24 protein-coding genes are annotated in these 22,567 nt (G+C 66.8%); 12 read left to right on the top strand and 12 right to left on the bottom strand.

Annotation, left to right across the window (positions count from 1 at the left end):
• Nucleotides 1-6 precede the first annotated feature (6 nt).
• Both ACT7B3_RS11520 and tldD read left to right on the top strand, forming a co-directional pair.
• Nucleotides 7-3,837 carry a YhdP family phospholipid transporter gene (locus tag ACT7B3_RS11520; RefSeq protein WP_445158037.1) on the top strand — a complete coding sequence of 1,277 codons (3,831 nt, stop codon included), beginning with the start codon at nt 7-9 and terminating at the stop codon, nt 3,835-3,837.
• Nucleotides 3,834-5,288, top strand: a complete 1,455-nt coding sequence (tldD, locus tag ACT7B3_RS11515) for a metalloprotease TldD (RefSeq protein ID WP_445158036.1) — start codon at nt 3,834-3,836, stop codon at nt 5,286-5,288. Before ACT7B3_RS11520 ends, tldD begins: the two co-directional genes overlap by 4 nt.
• Nucleotides 5,289-5,360: 72 nt before the next feature.
• Here the strand turns inward: tldD and yjgA are convergent, their stop codons facing one another.
• Complete coding sequence (yjgA, locus tag ACT7B3_RS11510) at nt 5,361-5,867, bottom strand: ribosome biogenesis factor YjgA (RefSeq protein ID WP_445158035.1); 507 nt, start codon at nt 5,865-5,867, stop codon at nt 5,361-5,363.
• Between the two features lie 132 nt (nt 5,868-5,999).
• On the opposite strand from yjgA, the gene pmbA reads away from it, so the two are divergent.
• The gene (gene pmbA, locus ACT7B3_RS11505; RefSeq protein WP_445158034.1) at nt 6,000-7,340 is read left to right on the top strand and encodes a metalloprotease PmbA; all 1,341 of its coding nucleotides are present in this window, start codon (nt 6,000-6,002) and stop codon (nt 7,338-7,340) included.
• On the opposite strand, the gene ACT7B3_RS11500 is transcribed toward pmbA, so the two are convergent.
• The 11 genes from ACT7B3_RS11500 to ACT7B3_RS11450 all read right to left on the bottom strand — a co-directional run bounded on the left by ACT7B3_RS11500 (nt 7,337) and on the right by ACT7B3_RS11450 (nt 15,458).
• On the bottom strand, nt 7,337-7,606 hold the full coding sequence (locus ACT7B3_RS11500; protein ID WP_445158874.1) for an HPr family phosphocarrier protein: 270 nt from the start codon (nt 7,604-7,606) through the stop codon (nt 7,337-7,339). The two genes, pmbA and ACT7B3_RS11500, sit on opposite strands and share 4 nt — an antisense overlap.
• Before the next feature lie 2 nt (nt 7,607-7,608).
• A complete protein-coding gene (rapZ, locus tag ACT7B3_RS11495) occupies nt 7,609-8,529 on the bottom strand; it encodes an RNase adapter RapZ (RefSeq protein ID WP_445158033.1) in 921 nt (306 codons plus the stop codon).
• Between the two features lie 40 nt (nt 8,530-8,569).
• Nucleotides 8,570-9,040, bottom strand: coding sequence for a PTS IIA-like nitrogen regulatory protein PtsN (ptsN, locus tag ACT7B3_RS11490; protein WP_445158032.1), 471 nt, complete (start codon nt 9,038-9,040; stop codon nt 8,570-8,572).
• Between the two features lie 6 nt (nt 9,041-9,046).
• Nucleotides 9,047-9,355, bottom strand: a complete 309-nt coding sequence (gene hpf / locus ACT7B3_RS11485; protein ID WP_444677276.1) for a ribosome hibernation-promoting factor, HPF/YfiA family — start codon at nt 9,353-9,355, stop codon at nt 9,047-9,049.
• A gap of 108 nt (nt 9,356-9,463) precedes the next feature.
• On the bottom strand, nt 9,464-10,873 hold the full coding sequence (locus ACT7B3_RS11480; RefSeq protein WP_445158031.1) for an RNA polymerase factor sigma-54: 1,410 nt from the start codon (nt 10,871-10,873) through the stop codon (nt 9,464-9,466).
• Between the two features lie 154 nt (nt 10,874-11,027).
• Nucleotides 11,028-11,759 (bottom strand): LPS export ABC transporter ATP-binding protein, encoded by a 732-nt coding sequence (gene lptB, locus ACT7B3_RS11475; RefSeq protein WP_444677277.1) that lies wholly within the window; start codon nt 11,757-11,759, stop codon nt 11,028-11,030.
• Between the two features lies 1 nt (nt 11,760).
• Nucleotides 11,761-12,270, bottom strand: a complete 510-nt coding sequence (gene lptA, locus ACT7B3_RS11470; protein WP_445158030.1) for a lipopolysaccharide transport periplasmic protein LptA — start codon at nt 12,268-12,270, stop codon at nt 11,761-11,763.
• Complete coding sequence (lptC, locus tag ACT7B3_RS11465) at nt 12,267-12,875, bottom strand: LPS export ABC transporter periplasmic protein LptC (protein WP_445158029.1); 609 nt, start codon at nt 12,873-12,875, stop codon at nt 12,267-12,269. Before lptC ends, lptA begins: the two co-directional genes overlap by 4 nt.
• 8 nt (nt 12,876-12,883) lie before the next feature.
• Complete coding sequence (locus tag ACT7B3_RS11460) at nt 12,884-13,441, bottom strand: KdsC family phosphatase (RefSeq protein ID WP_444677280.1); 558 nt, start codon at nt 13,439-13,441, stop codon at nt 12,884-12,886.
• Between the two features lie 20 nt (nt 13,442-13,461).
• The gene (locus tag ACT7B3_RS11455; RefSeq protein WP_445158028.1) at nt 13,462-14,478 is read right to left on the bottom strand and encodes a KpsF/GutQ family sugar-phosphate isomerase; all 1,017 of its coding nucleotides are present in this window, start codon (nt 14,476-14,478) and stop codon (nt 13,462-13,464) included.
• A gap of 32 nt (nt 14,479-14,510) precedes the next feature.
• Nucleotides 14,511-15,458, bottom strand: coding sequence for a calcium/sodium antiporter (locus ACT7B3_RS11450; RefSeq protein WP_445158027.1), 948 nt, complete (start codon nt 15,456-15,458; stop codon nt 14,511-14,513).
• 140 nt (nt 15,459-15,598) lie between these two features.
• On the opposite strand from ACT7B3_RS11450, the gene ACT7B3_RS11445 reads away from it, so the two are divergent.
• The 9 genes from ACT7B3_RS11445 (at nt 15,599) to hisD (ending at nt 22,508) form a co-directional block, all read left to right on the top strand.
• Nucleotides 15,599-16,411 carry an ABC transporter ATP-binding protein gene (locus ACT7B3_RS11445; RefSeq protein WP_445158026.1) on the top strand — a complete coding sequence of 271 codons (813 nt, stop codon included), beginning with the start codon at nt 15,599-15,601 and terminating at the stop codon, nt 16,409-16,411.
• Nucleotides 16,408-17,190, top strand: coding sequence for a lipid asymmetry maintenance ABC transporter permease subunit MlaE (mlaE, locus tag ACT7B3_RS11440; protein ID WP_444677282.1), 783 nt, complete (start codon nt 16,408-16,410; stop codon nt 17,188-17,190). The genes ACT7B3_RS11445 and mlaE overlap by 4 nt, the downstream gene beginning before the upstream one ends.
• Before the next feature lie 37 nt (nt 17,191-17,227).
• Nucleotides 17,228-17,692: an outer membrane lipid asymmetry maintenance protein MlaD gene (gene mlaD / locus ACT7B3_RS11435; protein WP_445158025.1), complete on the top strand. Its 465-nt coding sequence runs from the start codon at nt 17,228-17,230 to the stop codon at nt 17,690-17,692.
• 42 nt (nt 17,693-17,734) lie between these two features.
• On the top strand, nt 17,735-18,388 hold the full coding sequence (locus tag ACT7B3_RS11430) for an MlaC/ttg2D family ABC transporter substrate-binding protein (protein ID WP_444677284.1): 654 nt from the start codon (nt 17,735-17,737) through the stop codon (nt 18,386-18,388).
• A complete protein-coding gene (locus tag ACT7B3_RS11425) occupies nt 18,385-18,723 on the top strand; it encodes an STAS domain-containing protein (protein ID WP_444677285.1) in 339 nt (112 codons plus the stop codon). The genes ACT7B3_RS11430 and ACT7B3_RS11425 overlap by 4 nt, the downstream gene beginning before the upstream one ends.
• 153 nt (nt 18,724-18,876) lie before the next feature.
• Complete coding sequence (locus ACT7B3_RS11420) at nt 18,877-19,146, top strand: BolA family protein (RefSeq protein ID WP_445158024.1); 270 nt, start codon at nt 18,877-18,879, stop codon at nt 19,144-19,146.
• 13 nt (nt 19,147-19,159) lie between these two features.
• Nucleotides 19,160-20,422: a UDP-N-acetylglucosamine 1-carboxyvinyltransferase gene (gene murA / locus ACT7B3_RS11415; RefSeq protein ID WP_445158023.1), complete on the top strand. Its 1,263-nt coding sequence runs from the start codon at nt 19,160-19,162 to the stop codon at nt 20,420-20,422.
• A gap of 36 nt (nt 20,423-20,458) precedes the next feature.
• Nucleotides 20,459-21,118, top strand: coding sequence for an ATP phosphoribosyltransferase (hisG, locus tag ACT7B3_RS11410; RefSeq protein ID WP_445158022.1), 660 nt, complete (start codon nt 20,459-20,461; stop codon nt 21,116-21,118).
• A 58-nt stretch (nt 21,119-21,176) separates the two neighbouring features.
• The gene (gene hisD / locus ACT7B3_RS11405) at nt 21,177-22,508 is read left to right on the top strand and encodes a histidinol dehydrogenase (protein ID WP_445158021.1); all 1,332 of its coding nucleotides are present in this window, start codon (nt 21,177-21,179) and stop codon (nt 22,506-22,508) included.
• Nucleotides 22,509-22,567 lie beyond the last annotated feature (59 nt).

The raw sequence follows: 22,567 nt of genomic DNA, 5'->3' as shown, positions 1-22,567 counted from the left end.
GCCGGGATGCCTGCCGCCCGCTGGATCGTCCGTTGGCTGCTGACGCTTATTGCCGTGCTGCTGGCGCTGGTGGCGCTGCTGCTGTTGACGGTGCGGGTGGCGCTGACCCAGGTGGATGCGCTGGAGCCACGCGTGGAAGCGCTGCTCGAGGCGCGCTCCGGCGCGCATGCCGAGCTGCAGCGACTGAGCGCTCGCCTGGCGGGACTGGACCCGCTGGTGGAGGGCGGCGGGCTCATGGTACGCACCCACGCCGGGCCCGATGCGCTGCCGCTGCTGGAGGTCGAACATGCGCGGCTGCGGCTGGCTACCATGGCCAGCCTGCGCCATGGCATGCCGGTGGTCGAGGAGGCACGTCTATCGGGGCTGACCCTGCATCTCTACCAGGACGCGCAGGGCGGCTGGCACTGGCCCGATCCTGCCGACATCCCGCCCATGCTGATGGACGGCGACTTCGACCTGGAGGAGCTCGATGCCTGGGTCGGCACGCTGCTGCGCCAGCGTGCCTGGGTTGAGGACCTGCGCTTGGTACTGCATGGCCGCGACCGACGCCTGGAGCTGCATGCCCCCCGCGTGTTGCTCACCGGCGATGAGCGCCGGGCCCACCTGGAGGGGGAGGTGCACCTGGAAGGCCAGGAGGAGGCATCGCTGCAGGCGGTGCTGGAAATCCTGCCCGGCCCCGCCGGGTTTCGCGACTTCAGCGCGGCGCTGCAGGCCGACATGAAGCTCGATACCCTGATCGACCTGGTCGAGATATTCACCCATGACGACCCGCTGCGGCTGGAAGATGCCAGCGGCGACGTGCGGCTATGGGGGCGCTGGCATCGTGGGGCGCTTGCCGATGCGCGCCTGGATGTCGATGTACCACGGCTGGCGCTGCGCCGTGACGACGAGATCATCCTGCTCGAGCCTCTGCGTGCCCGCGGCCAATGGCTGCGCAGTGAGTCGGGTTGGGAGGCCTGGCTGCAGGGCGATGCGTCTGCCGCCGAGCGCGCCGAGCCCATTGCACTGCGCGAGGAGGACGAGCCCGCGCTGCCGCACTACTGGCACCTGCGCTACGGCGACGAGGGTTGGTGGCTGACGACCAGTCGTTTCGAACTGGCGTCGCTGGCCGCCTGGCGAGACCGCGTGCTGCTTCCCGAAGGATTGATCCGAACTTTGGATGCCCTCGAACCGCGCGGCCTGGTCTCGGGGCTCGGCTTCGGCCGGCGCTACGGCCACTGGGTGGCGCAGGCCGCAGTGCATCAGGTCGAGGTGGAGCCTTGGGATGCCGTGCCCGGAGGCGGCCCGCTCGATGCCTGGGTCGAAGCGCGAGACTTCACCGGTCGCGTGCAGTTTGCCGGGGTCGGTGAGCCGGCGTTCAAGCTGCCCCAGCTCTATCCGGAGCCCATGGCATTGTCGCATGCCAGCGGCGAGGTGCGCTGGAGCTATGACGGCCCGCGCACCTTTGTCAGCGGGCGCGGACTCCAGGCGGGCTGGCAGGGCGCCGAGGTGGAGGGTGGCTTCGGCCTGGCCATCGGCGGTGGCATGCACGGCGGCCTGGGACTCGACCTGCGCTTTCGCGATGTGGATGCCGTCGAGCGCCCGCTGATGGACTGGCTGCCTGCCGACGTGCTGGGTGACCAGCTCGATGCCTGGCTGGCTGCCGGCATTGCCGGACGGGTGGCCCAAGGGGAGCTGCGGCTGCATCTGCCGCTGTTGAGCGAGGGTTCGAGCGTGGCACCGCGGCTGCAGCTCGACCTGGATATCGAGCAGGGCAGGCTGCCCTTTGCTCCGCAGTGGCCGGTGATCGAGGGCCTTGAGGGGCGCCTGCGGGCCGGCATCGACAGTCTGGAGGCGGATGTCCACTACGCCGAGAGCCTGGGAGTGCAAGCAACCGAAGGTCGCGTCGTGCTGGGCGATGGCCTGCTGCGTATCAGTGGAGATCTCGCCGGGGAGGCCGCCGACGTGCGTCGCTACCTGGCCAATGTACCGCTCGATGCCATGGCCCATGTAGAAGAGTGGCGTGGGGAAGGCAGCGCCACGGGCAAGCTGGACGTTGCCATGACGCTGGGCGATGCGGACGACCTCGCCCTGGCGCTCAAGACCGAGGTGGCGCTGGAGCGGCTAACCTACCTGCCGCTCGGCCTTCAGTTTCGTGAAGTCCGCGGCCCGCTTGCCTGGCTGCAGCGCGGCGACGAAGGCGGGCTGGCGGGCGAGATCAGTGCCAGCGTGCTCGGCGGCCCCCTGCGACTCGACATCGACACCCTGGCCGGGCGTGTGACAGGCGAAGGCGCCGTGCAGGTGAACCAGGCGCTGCAGCTGTTCGATGCCGGCGCTCTCGGCGAGCTGGCGTCGGGGCGCCTGCCGTGGCGGGCGCGGCTCCAGCTCGGTGAGCACAGCAATACGCTGCGTCTGGACAGCACGCTGAGCGGATTGGCCATCGACCTGCCCGCGCCGCTGGGCAAGCAAGCGCAGGAGTCCCGCCCGCTGTGGGTCGACGTCGATCTCGACCGGCGCTGGGTCGAGGCCGAGATGGGGGGCGACATGCGCCTGCGCTGGCGTGGCCTGACGGAGTCCTCGCTGGGACAGGGCCAGGCATGGCTGGGGCGCCTACCGGACTCCCCGGTGTGGCACGACGGGCCGGGCTGGCAGGTGGAGCTCTATCAGTCGCGCCTCGATCTTGCCCAATGGGGGACGGCCCTGGCACCGCTGGCTGATGGCGGCGGCGCCATAGGCGGCGACGGCGAGATGCCCCTGCGCCGGCTGCGCGTAGAGGCGGCTTGCCTGGTGGGCCCCGACGACTGCCTGGGAGTGATGACCGCCGAGGCATCACCGCACCGCGGTGGAGGATGGCGCGTGGGGCTGCAGGGCGACCTGCTCTCGGGCTATTTCGACTACCGCCCCGCGCTGTCCGATCCTCTCGATATCGCCCTGACCCGCCTGCGCCTGGATGGCCTGCTGCCGACAGGCAGTGAGGGAACGGGGCGGCTGCTCGATGAGATCGACGTGCCGCCCGAACCAGCGCCGTTGCCGGCGTGGGTGGCCGACCTGCCCGACGGCCGCCTGCGCATTGCCGATATCGCCTATCAGGGGCGGCTGATCGGACCCTTCACGGCCTACTGGCAGGCCGGGCCCAACCGGCTTGCGGTGGCTCCGCTGGGACTTTCGCTAGGGCAGGTCACAGCGCGAGGCGAGGTGGTCTGGGAGGCGGCAGGCCACCAGGATACCCTGACCCGTTCGCGGCTCGACCTGGATGGACGCGACCTAGGCACCGCCCTGGAGCGCCTCGGCCAGCCGGTGGTCATTCGCAGCGGCGAGACGCGGGTGCGTACCCAGCTCGCCTGGCCCGGCGCACCCTGGCAGTTCGCCCTGGCGCGTTCGCGCGGCAGCATCGAGCTTGAGCTGCGCGACGGCCGTTTCGTGCAGCTCGAGTCGCCCACCGCTCGGGTGGTGGGGCTGCTCAACGTGGACAACCTGCTGCGTCGCCTGCGCCTGGACTTCTCCGATGTCACCGGCCAGGGCACCGCCTTCGACCATGTGATTGGCGCCGCCACGCTGTATGGTGGCATTCTGGAAACCAGTGGGCCGGTCAGAATCGCCGGACCGGCCACCTCGTTCACGCTGGACGGCACGGTCGACCTGGCTCGCCAGGAACTTGACCAGCGCCTCGGCGTCACAGTGCCAGTGAGCAGCAGCCTGCCGTTGGCTGCCGTGCTGGCCGGCGCCCCCGTGGTGGGCGGTGCCTTGTTCATTGCCGATCGGCTGTTCGGCAGTGCCATCGACCGAGTCACCCGAATTCATTATCGCGTCCGCGGCCCCTGGACCGATCCGGACGTCAAACTGGAAACCGCCGAATGACACATCAATCGCCCGCGATGCTGGATACCGCCATCGATATCCTGTTGCGACCGGGAGGGCTCGACCTGGGCTCCCTGGAGATGGGCCTTGGCCATGCGCTCGGCCCGGGCATCGATTATGCCGATCTCTATTTCCAGCGCAGCTGGCATGAAAGCTGGGTGCTCGAGGATGGCGAGGTCAAGGAGGCCGGCTACAACATCGATGGCGGCGTCGGCGTGCGCGCCATGGCCGGCGAGAAGACCGGCTTTGCCTACTCCAACCAGATCACCCCGAATGCTCTGGCCGAGACAGGGCGCACCGCCTCCGGCATCGTGCGCAGCGGCGCCTCGCTCAAGGCGGCGCCGAGCGTCCTGGCGCATGCCGATATCCGTTATGCCGATATTGATCCCCTGGCCAGCCTCTCGGCCGAGGAGAAGATCGCGCTGCTCAAGCAGGCCGATCGCGTGGCGCGTGCCGCCGACCCGTCGGTCACCCAGGTCAGCGCATCGCTCACCGGCGTGCACGAGATCATGTTGGTGGTGGCCAGCGACGGCACCCTGGCCGCCGACGTCCGCCCGCTGGTGCGTTTCAACGTCAGCGTGATCGCCGCCAGGAACGGCCGTCGCGAGCGCGGCAGCGCCGGTGGCGGCGGCCGCTATGCCATGTCCCGCCTGCGGGACGACAACGTCGCCGAGCGCTTCGCCAAGGAGGCCGTGCGCCAGGCGCTGGTCAACCTCGACGCGGTTGATGCTCCGGCCGGCCAGCTGCCCGTGGTGCTGGGGCCGGGCTGGCCCGGCATCCTGCTGCACGAGGCCGTCGGCCACGGCTTGGAAGGCGACTTCAACCGCAAGGGCAGCTCCGCCTTCGCCGGGCGCATGGGCCAGCGCGTGGCGGCGCCCGGTGTCACCGTGGTGGACGATGCCACCCTGGCGGATCGGCGCGGCTCCATGAGCGTGGATGATGAAGGCACCCCCGGGCAGTACACCCCGCTGATCGAAGACGGGATCCTGACGGGCTACATGCAGGACAAGCTCAACGCCCGGCTGATGGGCATGGCCGCGACCGGCAACGCGCGCCGTGAGTCCTTCGCTCACATGCCGATGCCGCGCATGAGCAACACCTACATGCTGGCCGGCCAGGACGATCCGGTCGACATCATCAAGAGCGTGCGCCGCGGTCTCTATGCGGTCAGTTTCGGTGGGGGGCAGGTGGACATTACGTCGGGCAAGTTCGTGTTCTCCGCCAGCGAGGCGTACCTGATCGAGGACGGGCGGATCACCGCGCCGGTCAAGGGTGCCACGCTGATCGGCAATGGCCCCGAGGCGATGGGTCGGGTGTCGATGATCGGCCACGACCTCGAGCTCGACACCGGCATCGGCGTGTGTGGCAAGGAGGGGCAGGGCGTGCCTGTTGGCGTAGGCCAGCCAACCTTGAAACTTGACGAGCTCACCATCGGTGGAACCCAATCCTGAGACGCCCTCGGTGGCGCGCGTTCGCCCCCTGGAGGCGTGGTCAGGCACGCAGACCGGTCGGCCTGCGCGCGCTCACAGCCCCGCGGTATCGCGGATCAGCCGGAACAGCTTGCGCGCATTGGCTGGCGGCTTGCCCCGCTCGCGCTCGCTCTTGGCGTTGCGGATCAGCTGGCGCAGGGCCTGGCGGTCCACGTCGGGGAAGTCTGCGATGAAGGCCTCGACGGCCTCGTCGCCTTCGTCGAGCAGCCGGTCGCGCCATTTTTCGAGGCGGTGGAAGGCCAGGTCGCGGTGCCGGGCCTCTTGCTCGATTTCATCGAACACGGCCTGGATGGCGTTGAGGTCCTCGCGGCGCATCAGCTTGCCGACGTACTGCATGTGGCGCCGACGCCCTTCGTGGGAGCGGATGCGGGAAGTCTCCTCCACGGCGGCGAGCATGTCCTCCGAGAGGGGGAAGCGCGCGCGTTCGGCGGGCGTCATGGCAATGATCTGCTCGCCCAGCGCCTGCAGCGCATGCATCTCGCGCTTGAGCTGGGACTTGCTGGGCCGTTCGTCGGCGGAGGAAGGGAGATCCTGGGTCATGCGGTTGTCCGTCAATGAGCGCAGCCGCAGGTGGCGAGGCTCAGGTGAATTTCCGCCACAGTATACACATCGCTTCCGTGCGGCACATGACACCGGTTCTTCGGTTCGCACCGGAACACAAGGGAGAATGACATGACAAAGGCTTTCGATGCTAAGGCGCAGCAGGCGTTGCTGGAGGCCCGGGCCGAACAGGCGCTGGCGCTGGCGCGCCGGCTGGGGGCCGATGCCTGTGAGTTCGGTGGCAGCGTCGACCAGGGGGTCGGTGTCAGCGTACGCGAGGGCGAGGTCGAAAGCGTCGAGCTATCGCGCGACCAAGGCATCGCGGTGACGGTCTACCTGGGCGGCCACAAGGGCAGCGCCTCCTCGACTGACGCCAGCGAGCGTTCGATCCAGGAAGTGGTGGAAAAGGCGCTGGCCATCGCTCGCTACACCGGAAAGGACCCGGCGGCCGGGCTTGCCGACCGCGAACTGATGGCGAGCCACCTGCCCGATCTCGACGTACATCACCCCTGGCCGCTGTCCACCGAGGAAGCGATCGAGCTGGCGCTGGCCTGCGAGGCGGCAGGGCGCGGAGAGCCTGGCATCCGCCAGTCCGAGGGGGCCTCGCTCTCAAGCGGTGAAGGCGTGCGCATCTATGCCAACAGTCATGGCTTTCTCGGCACCCAGGCCGGCAGTCGGCATTCGCTGTCGTGCATGCTGATCGCGGAAGACGCCCAGGGCATGCAGCGCGACTATGAGTACAGCAGTGCGCGCAGCCCCCAGGCGCTGCTGGATCCCGAAGTGATCGGCCGGCGGGCGGCCGAACGCACGCTCAAGCGCCTGGGCGCACGCCGACCTGCAACGGGGCGCTTCCCGGTGCTGTTCGACGCCACCGTGGCCGACGGCCTGATCGGTCACCTGATGAATGCCATTGCCGGCGGCGCGCTGTTTCGGCAGTCCTCGTTCCTGTGCGACCGGCTGGGCGATGCCCTGTTTCCCGAGTGGTTCACCCTTGGGGAGCGGCCGCTGGAGATCGGTGCCATGGCCAGCTCCCCGTTCGACAACGATGGCGTGCAGACCCGCGACAATGTCTTCATCGAGAACGGCCGGCTGGCTAGCTACATGCTGTCGGCCTATAGCGCCAGGCGGCTGAACATGCAGACCACCGGCAATGCCGGGGGCGCCCGCAACCTGCGCATCAGCGCGCCGCTGACGCCGCGCGAAGCGCTGCTGTCACGCATGGGGCGCGGCCTGCTGGTCACCGAGCTGATGGGGCAGGGCGTCAATGGCGTGACCGGCGACTACTCCCGCGGCGCGGCCGGGTTCTGGGTGGAAAACGGCGAGATCCAATACCCGGTGGAGGAGTTCACCATCGCCGGCAACCTGGAGGCGATGTTCAAGGGGCTGGAGGCGGTGGGCAGCGATACGGATACCCGTGGCAGCGTGCATACCGGCAGTTGGCTGATCGACGAGCTGACCGTGGCCGGCAGCTAGCCCTCTTCCTCGAAGCGTGCGTCGAACAGCGCTTCGATGGCCGCCAGGGCCGCCGCTTCATCCGGCCCTTCGGCGCTGACCTCAAGCTCGGTGCCGCAGGGGGCGCCCAACATCAGCAGCGCCATGATGTTGCGCGCATCGGCCTGCTGGGCGTTGCGGCTGACGATGATCCTCGCGTCGAAGCGCTGGCAGCACTGCACTAGCTTGGTTGCGGCGCGGGCATGCAGGCCGCGCTTGTTGGTCAGGGTGAGCTTGCGGCTGGACACGCTCATGATTCCTTACTGGTAGGTGGCGCCTGGGGCGACTCCGCTTCGTGACCGATGGGGGTATGGATGCCCAGCTCGCGGTGGCGCAGCCGCACGTCGGGCTGCTGCTGGGCGAGATGATGGGCCAGGCGTTCCGCCAGGTAGACGGAGCGATGCTGGCCACCGGTACAGCCGATGGCGACGGTCAGGTAGCTGCGGTGGGAGTCGCGGTAGGCCGGCAGCCAGCGTTCCACCCAGTTCAAGATGTCGCTGTGCATCGCCTCGACCAGTGGGTACTGCTCGAGAAATTCAATAATGCTGGCGTCGCGCCCGGTCGCCGAGCGCAGCCGCGGGTCCCAGTAGGGGTTGGGCAGGCAGCGCGCATCGAACACGATATCTGCGTCAAGCGGCACGCCGCCCTTGAAGCCAAACGATTCCACCGTCAGGGTCAGCTGGTCGGCGCGGTGGCTGGCTACCTGGTCGGCAATGCGGCCGCGCAGGTCATGTACGGAAAGCCGTGAGGTGTCGATGACCAGGTCGGCGAGGTTGCGAATGCCGCTGAGCGTGGCGTGCTCCGTCTCGATCGCTTCCTTCAGCGTCATGTTGCTGCCGCGGGTCAGGGGGTGGCGACGCCGCGTGGCCGAGTAGCGTTCGATCAGGATGCGTGCGTCGGTGGTGAGATAGATCACCTGGCAGTCCACGCCGCGCTCGCGCAGCTCCTCAAGCAGACGCGGGAAGCGTTCCAGTGCATGGGGGAGATTGCGCGCATCGACGCTGACGGCAATGGCAGAGTGGCCGGCGGGGCTGTCGCGTAGTTCGTCGACCAGAGAGCCCAGCAGCATGGCGGGGAGGTTGTCGATGGCGTAGTAGCCGATATCCTCGAGCGCCTGCAGTGCGATCGATTTGCCGGAACCGGAACGGCCACTGATGATCACGAGCTGCATGGCGGATCTCCTGAGCGAATGGCGGGCCGTGCGGGCGGCGTCAGGGTGACGCTTGTCGTCGTATGGCCTCGATGAGTCGTTCGTGGAGTTCGCGCTGGCTTTCGCACTTGCGCAGTCTCGCACGGGTCTCGGCGTCGTTCATGGTGCCGGCTACCTGGCTGAGCAGCGCCAGGTGGGTGTCATCGGCCTCCTCGGGCACCAGCAGCACGAAGACCAGATCCACCGGTTCGCCGTCGATGGCGTCGAAGTCGATCGGCTCGGCCAGCTTCAGAAAGGCCGCTACCGGGCTGTGGCAGTGCGGGCTTCTTGCGTGAGGAATGGCAACCCCGTTGCCGATGCCGGTGCTGCCAAGGCGTTCACGCCCCACCAGCCGGGCAAACACTTCCTGGCTGTCGAGGCTCGGGGTATTCTGCGCGATGAACGTGCTGAAGAACTCCAGCACACGTTTCTTGCTGCCCCCGGGCACGCCGAACAGGGCGCGCTCCGGGGGCAGAATGGTTTCTAGTGACATGGCGTCTCAGCGAATGCCGGCGCCTTGGGCGCGGGCTTGGGCCTTTTCCTTGTGCTTGACCATCTGGCGGTCGAGCTTGTCGGTGAGGGCGTCGATGGCGGCGTACATGTCGGGATCGGAGGCTTCCGCATGCAGATCGGCGCCGGCTGCGTGCAGGGTGCAGGCGGCCAGCATACGTTCCTTCTCTACCGACAGGGTGACGTGGACGTTGGTGATGTTGTCGTAATGACGCTGAACGCGGTTCAGCTTCTCGCTTACGTAGTCACGCAGGGCATCGGTCAGCTCTACATGGTGGCCGGTGATATTGACTTGCATGACAGGCTCCTTCGTCCGTCGAGTGGTGGCTCGATTGTAACCCTTTTTAGGGCCTAGCAAACCCCCTCGCTACCCGCATTTGTCCGGGATCAAACCCGCCTCTCAAGCCTAGCGGAAACGCTTGCGTTCGCTCGACGAGGGGATACCCATGGCCTCACGATATTTGGCGACGGTACGTCTGGCGACCCGGATGCCTTCTTCTTCGAGCAGCTCGACCAGGCGGCTGTCGGAAAGCGGCTTGCGTGGAGGTTCATCCTGCACCATCTTGCGAATCCGTGCACGTATCGCGGTGCTGGAGTGCGCATCGCCCTCGCCGCCGCCCACGTGGCTCGAGAAGAAGTACTTCAGTTCGAACACCCCGCGCGGCGTATGGATGTACTTCTGTGTGGTCACGCGTGAAATGGTCGATTCGTGCATCTCAACGGCCTGGGCGATGTCGGCCAGGATAAGCGGGCGCATGGCTTCCTCGCCCTGCTCGAGAAAGTCGATCTGGCGCGCCATGATCTCGCTGCCGACCCGCAGCAGGGTGTCGTTGCGGCTGGCAAGACTCTTCATCAGCCAGCGCGCCTCTTGCAGGTGATCCTTGAGAAACTGATTATCGGCGCTCTTGTCGGCGCGCTTCACCAGCGACATGTAGTCGGGCTGGATGCGCAGCCGAGGGAGCGCTTCGGCATTGAGCTCGACGCGCCAGCCGTGGACGTCATGGATGGCCAGCAGGTCGGGCGTGACGTAGTTGCCGCTGACCTCGACGTAGGCACTGGCAGGGCGCGGGTCGAGCGAGCGAATCAGCCCGATGACAGCCTCCAGCGCTTCGTCGTCGAGCCCCAGGCGGCGCTTGAGCAAGCGGCGGTCGTCGGCGGCCAGGGCTTCGAGGAACTGGCGCACCAGCCGGCGCGCCTGGGGCAGCAGCGAAGTGGTGTCGGGCAGCGTGGCCAGCTGCAGCAGCAGGCATTCGCGCAGGTCGCGGGCGAAAACGCCGGTCGGCTCGAATTGCTGCAGACGCAGCAGGACCTGCTCCACTTCTCGGGTGGTCAGTCCGTCGAGTCCCTGCTGGCGAAGCCCGTCGCGCACATCATCAAGCGACTGGGTGAGGTAGCCGGTACCGTCGACGGCATCGATCAGGCTTTCGGCGATCAGCCGCTGGCGTTCGCTGAGGTCGGTCATGGCCAGCTGCCAGGTCAGGTGGCCGGCCAGGCTCTGAGCGCTGGCCTGGCGCTCGAAGTCAGGGCCTTCGCCGCTGCCAGCGCTGCCGTGATCGGGATAGGTGTCCGTCCACTCGCTGTCGGTGGTCAGCTCTAAGGGAATGTCGTCGTTCCAGTCGTCCGGGGGGGCGTCGTCGACCCGCGTCTCGCCGTACTGCTCGTCCAGTTCGAGCATCGGGTTGGCCTCGAGGGCCTGCTGGATTTCCTGGCGCAAATCAAGCGTGGAGAGCTGGAGCAGGGCGATGGCCTGCTGCAGCTGTGGCGTCATGGTCAGCTGGGTGCCGACTCGCAGTTGCAAAGAGGCTTTCATGGCCATGAGAGAAAGTGCTCATCTGCCGAAAAAAACCACCCTATTCCGCTTGAGCGTTGGTTGCAAGATGTGTTGCTGCAATATGCATGCCATGCGCAAATTTCATGCCCCAACACTTGACAGTCTGCAGCATCAGTGTGTTGTGAGGAACAAGGGGGCGTCAGAGGCGGAAATCTTCGCCGAGGTAAACTTCCCGCACGCGTCGATTGGCCAGGATGGTGTCGGCATCGCCTTCGGCGATGATCTGGCCGTCGCCGACGATATAGGCGGTATCGCAGATATCCAGCGTCTCGCGCACGTTGTGGTCGGTGATCAGCACACCGATGTTGCGTGCCTTGAGCTGGCGAATGATGCCCTTGATCTCGCCGACGGAAATGGGGTCGACGCCGGCGAAGGGTTCGTCAAGCAGGATGAAGGCGGGCTCGGTCGCCAGGGCGCGGGCGATCTCGACCCGCCGCCGTTCGCCGCCAGACAGGCTCATGCCCAGGTTGTCGCGAATGTGGGTGATATGGAAATCTTCCAGCAACTGCTCCAGCCGTGCGTGGCGGCCACGCTTGTCGAGGTCACGGCGCGTCTCGAGGATCGCCAGGATATTGTCCGCCACCGACAGCTTGCGAAAGATCGAGGCCTCCTGCGGCAGGTAGCCGATGCCGGCTCGTGCGCGCTCATGCATGGCGCTGCTGGAGAGATCCAGCTCGTCGATGCAGACGTTGCCGGCATCGGCCTTGACCAGCCCGACGATCATGTAGAACGAGGTGGTCTTGCCGGCGCCGTTGGGCCCGAGCAGCCCGACGATGCTGCCCTGGGCGATGGACAGGCTGATGTCGTGCACCACGCGGCGGCGCTTGTAGCTCTTGGCCAGGTGCCTGGCGTACAGCGTCTTCGTCGTCATCTCAGCGCTCCGGCTGCAGGGTCATGCGAATGCGCTGACGCCCTTCGACGCCTTCTCCCTCGGCGCGGGCCTGGACCACGCGGCGGTCGAGGAAGTACTCCAGGTAGCCGCCATCGAAGGTATCGCCGCCCTGTTGCAGTTCGGCGCGGTCGATCAGCTCCACGCGGCGTTCGGCCACGTGATAGATGATGGTACGGCCCCAGCCGCGGGCCAGCGGCTCGTCCGGAGCGGGCTGCTGCTGGATGTAGGCGCGTTCGCCGGTGGCGATGGCGCGGGTCAGCTCGCCCTGGGCATTGCGGCGGATCTCGACCCGGTCGCCGGTGAGTCGCATGCTGCCCTGGCGAATGTCCACGTCGCCGGTGTAGATCGCCGTGCCTGCCACGTTGTCCAGGTCGAGGCGGTCGGCCTCGACCTCGATGGGCGCGCTGGCATCGCTCTCCAGGGCCAGGGCAGGCGCGACCGAAAACAGCGCGCTCAGGGCGAGGGTCAGCAGCGGGACGATACGCATCATGGATCGGACTCCTCGTTGGTGGCGGTGCGGCGTGCGGGCGGATGATGGCCGCGCACATTGTCAGTCAAACGTGCCTGGTTGTCATGGATCCAGGCATCGAACCGCTCGCCGCTCATGCGCTGGGGCGGCTGTTGGAGAAGGGCGGGCGTGTCGCTCCAGGCGTGCCCGGTGTCGGCATCGAAGTGCAGGATGTCGGTGTCGAGCTGCCACAGCTCTTCCGGGGCGAACAGGCGGGCCTCGCCGCTCAAGGTCAGCGGGTTGCCGCCCGGGCCGAGGCGTCCCGTGGCGCCGCTGGCCACCCACAGGCGGCCTTCGCGGTCAATCAGGTGCGCCAGCGGCGTGAGCGCGCGCGTGACGTCGTCGTGGGGCGTATGCACCAGCCTGGGGCTGGTCAGGCGCTGATGCGCCACGCCCTGGGCGTCGTAACGCGTGAGGCGCACGTTCTCGAGGAAGTAGTCGGGCTCGCCGGCCTCGTCGGTGGGTACCGGCCCGGGCGGCGCTGGCCGCCAGGGGTCGAGCCAGGTCAGCAGCCCACCCAGCAGCAGCAACAACAGCAGCAGCCAAAAGCGGTAGGACGAGCGCAGCAGTCGACTCAGCGCGGCCATGATGGCGCTCAATGGCGGCTGAGCAGGTAGGTATCGACCAGGGCGTCGCGATGGCCTTGCGCTTCCAGCAGCGTGTCGCAGATCTCGCGAACGGCGCCATGCCCGCCGGGGCGCTCGGTGACCCAATCGGCCAGCGCCTGAATGTAGGGCGGTGCACCCGGCACGCTGATGCCAATGCCGGCGCGCTGGATGGCTGCCAGGTCCGGCAGGTCGTCGCCGCAGTAGGCGACCTGTTCGAGCGAGAGGCCCAAGCGGGAACACAGGCTGCGCAGGGTGGCCAGCTTGTCTTCGCAGCTCTGGAAGACGTGGTCGATGCCGAGCGAGGCGGCGCGGTGGCTGACCATGGGCGACTCGCGGCCGGTCAGCAGGGCGACCTGCAGGCCAGCGCGGCGCACCAGCTTGATGCCGAGTCCGTCCTGGGTGTGAAAGGCCTTGATCTCTACGCCGTCGGCCTGGAAATAGAGACGGCCGTCGGTGAGGACGCCATCCACGTCAATGGCCAACAGGCGAATCTTGCGCAGGCGGTCGATGAGTCGGGGGTCGATGACGGGGGCTGCCAGAGCCATGGGCTCTCCTTCAGTGATGGTCAGATGACGCCGCTGCGCAGCAGGTCGTGCATGTGCAGGGCGCCGATGGGGTGCCCTTCGTCGTCCACGACGGCGAGCGCGGTGATCAGGTTGTCCTCCATAACGCGCACTGCTTCTGCGGCCAGTAGATCGGGGCCGATGCGCTTGCCCGGACGAGTCATCACCTCGTCGACCGTGAGCCGGCTGAGATCCTGGTGCTGGTCGAGCGTGCGTCGCAAGTCGCCGTCGGTATAGACACCAAGCAGGCGATTCTGCTCGTCCACCACGCAGGTGAAGCCGAGGCCCTGGCGGGTGATCTCAAGCAGGGCGTCGCGCAGGGGGCTGCCCTGGGGCACGCAGGGCAGGCGATCACCCCGGTGCATCAGGTCGCTCACGCGCAGCAAGAGTCGCTTGCCGAGGCTACCGCCGGGGTGCGACAGGGCGAAGTCCTCGGCGGTGAAGCCACGCGCTTCCAGTAGCGCCACGGCCAGGGCGTCGCCCAGCGCCAGGGCGGCAGTGGTTGAGGCGGTGGGCGCAAGGTCGAGCGGGCAGGCCTCGCGGGCCACGCCGGCATCGAGATGGGCGTCGGCATGCCTCGCCAGCGTGGAGCCGGGGCGCCCGGTCATGCTGATCAGCGGGGTGCCGAGGCGCTTGAGCAGCGGCAGCAGGGCAGTGACTTCGGCTGTTTCGCCCGAGTTGGAGAGGGCCAGCACGACGTCGCCCGGGGTGATCATGCCAAGGTCGCCATGGCTCGCTTCGCCGGGATGCACGAAGAAGGCCGGGGTGCCGGTGCTGGCCAGGGTGGCGGCGATCTTGCCGGCAATGTGCCCCGACTTGCCCATGCCGGTGACCACCACGCGGCCGCGACAGCCGAGCATCAGCTCGCAGGCGCGATCGAAATGGGCGTCGAGGCGGTTGGCCAGCGCGGCGATGGCCTGTTCCTCGATGCGCAGGGTGCGCCTTGCGCTGGCGCGCAGAGGCGTTGGCGCGTCCGTGTGCGTATCGTCCTGGGGCGTGGGTGTCGTGTCGTCAGTCATGGCGTTGATTGTTGCCCTTTGCGAGATTTCCCTCAAGTGGCGGGGCCGGCCGAGGTGGCCAGCCAGGCCAGGTAAGCCAGGTACGCCGTGGCGAATAGGGCGCCTGGAACGCGACCCAGCGCCCTGGCGCGATACCACAGCAGCAGCATGCCGAGGCCCAGCGTCATCAACAGCATGAGCGGGTAGTCGCGGCTGGCCGCCGAAGGGTCGATGACGCCTGGCGCCAGCAGCGCGGGAATCGGCAGCACCGCCAGCAGGTTGAACAGGTTGGAGCCGATGATGTTGCCGAGTGCCAGGCCGTGGTGACGCCGGATAGCGCTGGCGATACAGGCGGCAAGCTCCGGCAGGCTGGTGCCAATGGCGACAATGGTCAGACCGATGGTCAACTCGCTGACGCCGGCGCCTCGCGCTATCTCGCCGGCACCCCACACCAGCGCCCGGGAGCTGAGGGTGAGGACCAGTAGCGTGGTGAGCAGCCAGCCCAGGGTGTGGGCCAGGGAGCCGGTGGGCCCGTGGCTTTCGGGCAGCGTGTCGGGCGTGTCGGCGCGCACCAGCCACCACAGGCTAAAGATCAGCAGCAGGCCGAGAAACAGGGCATCGAAGCGACCGAGGATGCCGTTGGCCAGGGCGTAGCCGGCCAGCCCCGTCGCTCCAACAAGCAGGGGCAGTTCGCGCCGCACCAGCGACAGGCTGACAGGAATGGGCCGGACCACGGCGGTGACGCCCAGCACCAGGCCGATGTTGGCGATATTGGAGCCCAGCGCATTGCCGGTGGCCAGGTCGGGGATGCCGTCCAGGGCGGCGAACACGGCTACGACCATCTCCGGCGCCGACGTGCCCAGGGCGACGATGGTCATGCCGATCAGTAGCGTGCTCATGCCGGTACGCTGGGCAAGGGCCGCCGCCGAGGCGACGAAGCGGTCGGCGCTCCATAGCAGGGCAGCGAGTGACAGGGCGATGACGGCAAGCGCAAGCAGCATGGGAGGTGGGCCGAGGCGTCGGGAGGGGCATATTAGACGTGGCCGGTGCGCGCTATGCAAGCCTCGACGGGTAGGGCGCTGGCGCAGGACGGGATGGTTAGGATACGATGTTCGATAATTTTTTCGATGGATAAGACGCAATGACCGATTCCGCTTTCGTGGTAGTGGAGGGTCTGCATTTCTCGCGTGGCGACAAGGAAATCTTCTGCGGCGTAGACCTGGCGATCCCGCGCGGCAAAGTGACGGCCATCATGGGCCCCAGCGGCACCGGCAAGACCACCTTGCTCAAGCTGATCGGCGGCCAGCTGGCGCCTGACGCCGGGCGGGTCATGATCGACGGTGCCGATGTGCATGCTCTATCGCGCAAGGCGCTATTCTCGTTGCGGCGGCGCATGGGCATGCTGTTCCAGAGCGGAGCGCTGTTCTCCGATCTCAGCGTGTTCGAGAACGTGGCTTTTCCGCTGCGGGTGCATACCACGCTGCCAGAGCCCATGATTCGCGACATTGTGCTGATGAAACTCGAGGCGGTCGGCCTGCGTGGCGCACGGGAACTGATGCCTGCCGAGCTTTCGGGGGGCATGGCCCGGCGTGTGGCGCTGGCGCGTGCGGTGGCGCTCGACCCTGAGCTGATCCTCTATGACGAGCCGTTCGTGGGGCAGGATCCGATTTCCAAGGGAGTGCTGGTGCAGTTGATCAAGCGGCTCAACGAGGCGCTGGGCCTCACCTCGGTGGTGGTGTCCCACGATATTCAGGAAACCCTGTCGATTGCTGATTACGTCTACGTGATCGCCGATGGCCGGGTCATGGCCCACGGCACTCCAGAGCTGCTGGACGTGGACGATGACCCTCGTGTGAGCCAGTTCGTGCACGGCGAACCCGATGGGCCGGTGCCGTTTCATTATCCGGCACGTGACTTTTTCGGCGATATCCTCAACGGGGAGGAGCGCCGATGATCGGCCGTCTCCTCCACCTAGGGCGCCGCGGCTGCGACATGCTCGAGGCCTTGGGGCGTTCGGCGCTGTTCCTTGCGCAGTCGGCAATCGGCGTGCCCTCCCGCGAGGGTTGGGGGCTGTGGCTGCGGCAGATGCACTTCGTCGGCGTGCTGTCGCTGGCCATCGTGCTGGTTTCGGGCCTGTTCATCGGTATGGTGCTGGCCCTGCAGGGCTACACCATCCTGGTCGACTTCGGCGCCGAGCAGGCGCTGGGTCAGATGGTGGCGCTGTCGCTGCTGCGCGAGCTGTCGCCTGTGGTAGCGGCTCTGCTGTTCGCGGGGCGTGCCGGCTCGGCCTTGACGGCGGAAATCGGCCTGATGAAGGCCACCGAGCAGCTTACCAGTATGGAGATGATCGGCGTGGACCCGCTGCGCCGCGTCGTTGCACCGCGGCTGTGGGCCGGCTTCGTGGCCCTGCCGCTGCTGACCGTCGGCTTCAGCGTCGTTGGGGTCTATGGTGGTTACCTGGTCGGCGTGGAGTGGCTGGGGGTCTTCGAGGGCTCCTACTGGGGCAACATGCAGGCCAGCGTCGACTTCATCGGCGATGTGGGCAACGGCATGGTCAAGAGTCTGGTGTTCGCCGTGGTGGTGACCTGGATCGCCGTGTTCCAGGGCTATGACCTGGTGCCCACTTCCGAGGGAATCTCCCGCGCCACCACCCGCACCGTAGTCTATTCGTCGCTGGCCGTGCTGGGCCTGGATTTCGTATTGACCGCCGTGATGTTCGGAGGACTTTCCTGATAATGAGACGCTATGTGTCGATGTTCGGAGAAATGCAATGAGACGCAGCAGAACGATGGAGCTGGGCGTCGGCCTGTTCATGCTGGCTGGCATCCTGGGGCTGCTCTTCCTGGGGCTGCGCGTCAGCGGCCTGACCTTCGCCATGCCTGGCGACACCTTCCGGCTCGAGGCCAACTTTGCCAACATCGGCGGTCTCAAGCCCCGCGCCCGGGTCACCATGGCTGGCGTGACGGTGGGCCGCGTGGCTTCCATCGAGCTGGACACCGACTGGTATGATGCGCGCGTTGTGCTGGAACTAAATGCCGACCTCGAAGGGCGGCTGTCGCGAGATACCACGGCCGCCATCCTCACGGCCGGGCTGCTGGGCGAGCAGTACATCGGTCTCACGGTCGGTGGCGACCCGGAGGTGCTGCATGACGGCGACACCATCCGCGATACCCAGTCAGCGCTGGTGCTTGAAGAACTCATCCAGCAATTCGTGTCCAACATGGTCAGTGATTGATCATTGATCCTCACTCTTCCACCGTCTTTTCGAGGTCCAGCCATGCGTTTTCTCATAACCGTTTCTACCGTTCGCCTGTGGGCGCTGGCGCTCTGCCTGCTGCTGGTCGCCCTGCCCGTACAGGCGGCGGCCGAGCGCAGCCCCGAGCAGGTCATCCGCCACAGCATCGACGAACTGATGAGCCAGATTGACGGACGCAAGGACTACTTCGCCGCCAATGTCGATGAGCTCAAGGCACTGGTGGACGAGAGCCTCGACGACATCGCCGACTTTCGCTACATCGGCGCCAGCGTGATGGGACGCTACTTCCAGAACGCCACGCCGCAGCAGCGCTCGCGTTTCGTCGATACCTTCCGCCAGACCCTGATCGACACCTACACCAAGGGGCTGGTGACCTTCGATTATCGTGAGCTGCGCGTCCTCGACAGCCAGCGGCCGCCTCGCCACGAGGATCAGGCCTCGGTGTCGATGGAGGTGGTGGCGATGGATGGCGCGGTATTTCCGGTCAGCTACACCCTGCGTCTCACCGATGGGCAGTGGAAGGTGGTCAATGTGATCGTCAACGGGATTAACCTCGGCCTGACCTTCCGCAACCAGTTCGACCAGGCGATGCGCGATCACAACCGTGACTACGACGCCGTCATCTCCAACTGGTCGCCCGAACTTGCCGCCGAGGCGCTGGAGGAGGGCGCTTGACGCGCCTGCTCGACCTCGACGGGGTCTCCCTGGAGGCGGGCCCCGAGGGGTTGGTCGTCAACGGCGACGTCGATTTCGCGATTGCCTCGCCCCTGGTCCAGGCCGGCAGCGCCTGGCTGGGCCAGCAGCCTGCCGGTACTCGGGTGACCCTCGATCTCGGCGGGGTGGGGCGCATCAGCAGCGCCGCGCTCAGCATGCTGTTGGAATGGACCCGCCAGGCGCGCTCGGCCGGCATCGAGATCGGCGGGGTCCGGCTCTCGCCGCCGCTGCTGCGGCTGACCCGTTTGGCCGGGCTCGACGCCCTGCTGCCGATCGTCGATGCGCAGGCCGCCTGACGCCACTCGCCGTGCCGCCTCCAGGCACATCGGCCCAACCCCGGCATCGCCAAGCGCGCTGCTTTTCATTACCATGTAGGGATTCCCTGACTTGCCGGCCGCTGCTTGCGGCACGACATGCCCTTCCTCTTCGCTCAAGGAGTTCCGCTTTTCATGCAACCCAGTGACATCAAGGCACTGCTCGATGCCCGTATCGAGGGCTGCGAGTTCCATATCCAGGGTGAAGGCTGCAATTTCCAGGTTATTGCCGTGGGTGAGGTGTTCAATGGCCTGTCACCGGTCAAGCGCCAGCAGCTGATCTATGGTGCCCTGTCCGAGGAGATCGCCTCCGGGGCCGTGCACGCCGTCAGCATCAAGACCTATACCCCGGCGCAGTGGGTTGAGGCGCCGGAGAACACGGCGTCACCCGGTCAGGGGGCCTGACGGTCAAGCATCCATGGACAAGCTGATCATTACCGGCAACGGCCCCATCGACGGCGAGGTCTGGGCCAGCGGTGCCAAGAACGCCGCCCTGCCCATTCTCTGCGCGACCCTGCTGGCGGACGAGCCGGTGACCATCGGCAACCTGCCGCATCTTCAGGACATCACCACGACGCTGGAGCTGCTCGGGCGCATGGGTGTCGAGACGGTCATGGGCGAAAAGATGAGCATTCAGCTCAACGGTGCGCAGGTCAAGGACTGCCACGCGCCCTACGAGCTGGTGAAGAAGATGCGGGCCTCGATCCTGGTGCTGGGTCCGCTGCTGGCCCACTTCGGCCATGCCGATGTCTCGCTGCCGGGTGGCTGCGCCATCGGCTCGCGACCGGTGGACCTGCACATCCGCGGCCTTGAGGCCATGGGGGCTGACATCCGCGTCGAGGGCGGCTATATCCGCGCGCGCGTCGACGGGCGCCTGAAAGGGGCGACCATCTTCTTCGACACGGTGACGGTGACCGGCACCGAGAACCTGCTGATGGCCGCTACCCTGGCGGAAGGCACCACCATACTGGAGAACGCCGCGCGCGAGCCCGAGGTGGTCGACCTGGCCGAGTGCCTGATCAAGATGGGCGCCAAGATTCGCGGCCATGGCAGCAACAACATCATCATCGAAGGGGTCGAGCGGCTGCACGCTGCCTACCATGACGTGATGCCGGACCGCATCGAGACCGGCACCTTCCTGGTGGCCGGTGCTCTCAGTCGCGGCCGCGTGCGAGTGCGTAACACTCGTGCCGATATCCTCGAAGCGGTGCTGGCCAAGCTGGAAGAGGCGGGCGCGCGCATCAGCGTCGGCGAGAACTGGATCGAGCTCGACATGGAAGGCCGGCGCCCCTCGCCGGTCAACATCCGCACGGCCCCCTATCCAGGCTTTCCCACTGACATGCAGGCGCAGTTCGTGGCGCTCAACGCCGTGGCCGACGGTACCTCTCGCGTGGTCGAGACCATCTTCGAGAACCGCTTCATGCACGTGCAGGAACTGAACCGCATGGGGGCTAACATCGCGCTCGAGGGCAATACCGCCCTGATCACCGGCGTGGAGAGACTTTCCGGCGCGCCGGTGATGGCCACCGACTTGCGCGCCTCGGCTTCCCTGGTGGTGGCCGCGATGATGGCCGATGGCGAGACCCTGGTGGATCGTATCTACCACATCGACCGGGGCTACGAATGCATCGAGGAGAAGCTGCAGCTGCTGGGTGCCCGCATCCGACGCATCCCCGGCTGAGGTGTTTCCAGGCGCTTCCCGACCATAGACGAGACCATGAGCAAACAACTGATTCTGGCGCTTTCCAAGGGCCGTATTCTCGACGAGACCCTGCCGCTGCTGGCCGATGCCGGCATCGTGCCGGCGGAAGACCTGGGCAAGAGCCGCAAGCTGCTCTTCGATACCAACTTCGACGACGTCAAGCTGGTCGTGATCCGGGCCACCGACGTGCCGACCTACGTGCAGCTCGGCGCCGCCGATCTGGGCGTGGCGGGCAAGGATGTGCTGCTTGAACATGGCGCCGAAGGCCTTTACGAGCCGCTGGATCTCGAGATCGCCAAGTGCAAGCTGATGACCGCCGGCATTGAGGGTGCCAGCCCCGCCCGGGCGCGGCGGCGGGTGGCCACCAAGTTTGTGAAAGTGGCGCGGCGCTACTACGCCGAGCAGGGCATCCAGGCCGAAGTCATCAAGCTGTATGGGGCGATGGAGCTGGCGCCGCTGATGAATCTGGCCGACGAAATCGTCGATATCGTCGATACCGGCAACACCTTGCGCGCCAACGGCATGGCCCCGCGTGAGCTGATCGCGCCGATCAGTACGCGCCTGGTGGTCAACAAGGCGGCCATGACCATGAAGCATGAGCGCCTTCGCCCCCTGATCGCCCGCCTGGCCGAGGCCGTGGCGGCACGGCGCAAGGCGGCCGGCACGGCGACGTGATGGCGCCGCTGGGCGCTCGCGGTCACCGAAACACCTTTTGCGGGAGAGCCATGCAGTGATGAGCGAAACTCCAGTCCTCAGTCTCGATATCGCGCGTCTTGCCACCGGCGAGGTCGATTTCCAGTCCCGACTCGACGCCCTGCTGGCATGGGAGGGGGTCTCCGACGCCGAGGTGCAGCGGCGCGTCGACGATATCATCGCCGAGGTGCGTGCGCGTGGTGACGCAGCGCTCGTCGAATACACCAACCGTTTCGATCGTGTCTCGGTGTCGAGCATGGTAGAGCTGACCCTGGGTGCCGAGCGGCTCGAACAAGCCTTCGTTGCACTGCCGCCAGCCCAGCAGGATGCCCTGACTCAGGCGGCGGAGCGCGTGCGCCGCTACCATGAACGCCAGAAGTCAGGCTCTTGGCAGTATGTCGAAGAGGACGGCACGGTGCTTGGTCAGCAGGTCACCCCGCTGGACCGCGCCGGCATCTACGTGCCGGGAGGAAAGGCCGCCTACCCCTCGTCGGTATTGATGAACGCCATCCCGGCCCACGTGGCGGGGGTGGGGGAAATCGTCATGGTGGTGCCAACGCCGGACGGCGTGGTCAATGAGCTGGTACTGGCCGCTGCTCACCTGGCCGGCGTGGACCATGTGTTCACCGTTGGCGGGGCCCAGGCGGTCGCGGCGCTCGCCTATGGCACCGAGACGGTGCCCCAGGTCGACAAGATCGTCGGGCCGGGCAACATTTATGTCGCCACCGCCAAGCGTGCGGTATTTGGCCAGGTCGGCATCGACATGATTGCCGGCCCCTCGGAGATCCTGGTGGTGTCCGACGGGGGCACCGACCCGGAGTGGCTGGCCATGGATCTCTTTTCCCAGGCCGAGCATGACGAGGATGCCCAGGCCATCCTGCTGAGCTGGGATGCCGCGCACCTGGAGGCGGTCGAACAGGCCATGGCGCGGCTGCTGCCGACCCTTGAGCGCGAGGCGATCGTGCGCGAATCGCTGGCGCGGCGTGGTGCACTCATCCATTGCCGCGACCGGGATGAAGCGGTAGCGCTGATTAACCGTATCGCCCCGGAGCACCTCGAACTCTCCCTGGCAGACCCGCAGGCGCTGCTGCCGGCGGTGCGTCATGCCGGTGCCATCTTCATGGGACGCCATACGGCCGAGGCGCTGGGCGATTACTGCGCGGGGCCCAACCACGTGCTGCCGACGTCCGGGACCGCTCGTTTCTCCTCGCCGCTGGGAGTGTATGACTTCCAGAAGCGCTCTTCGCTGATTCACTGCTCGCCGCAGGGCGCCTCGAACCTCGGCAGGGTGGCGTCGGTATTGGCCAGGGGAGAGTCGCTGACGGCCCATGCGCGCTCGGCGGAATACCGAATCATCGACACCTCCAACTGAGTGGAGGCTGTCTCATGAACCCCGCCAAGGCGGGGTTTTTTTTGTGGCTCTTTTCTGAA

The sequence above is a fragment of the Halomonas sp. E14 genome (genome assembly GCF_052568415.1).
This window is presented reverse-complemented; position numbering and strand designations above follow the sequence as displayed.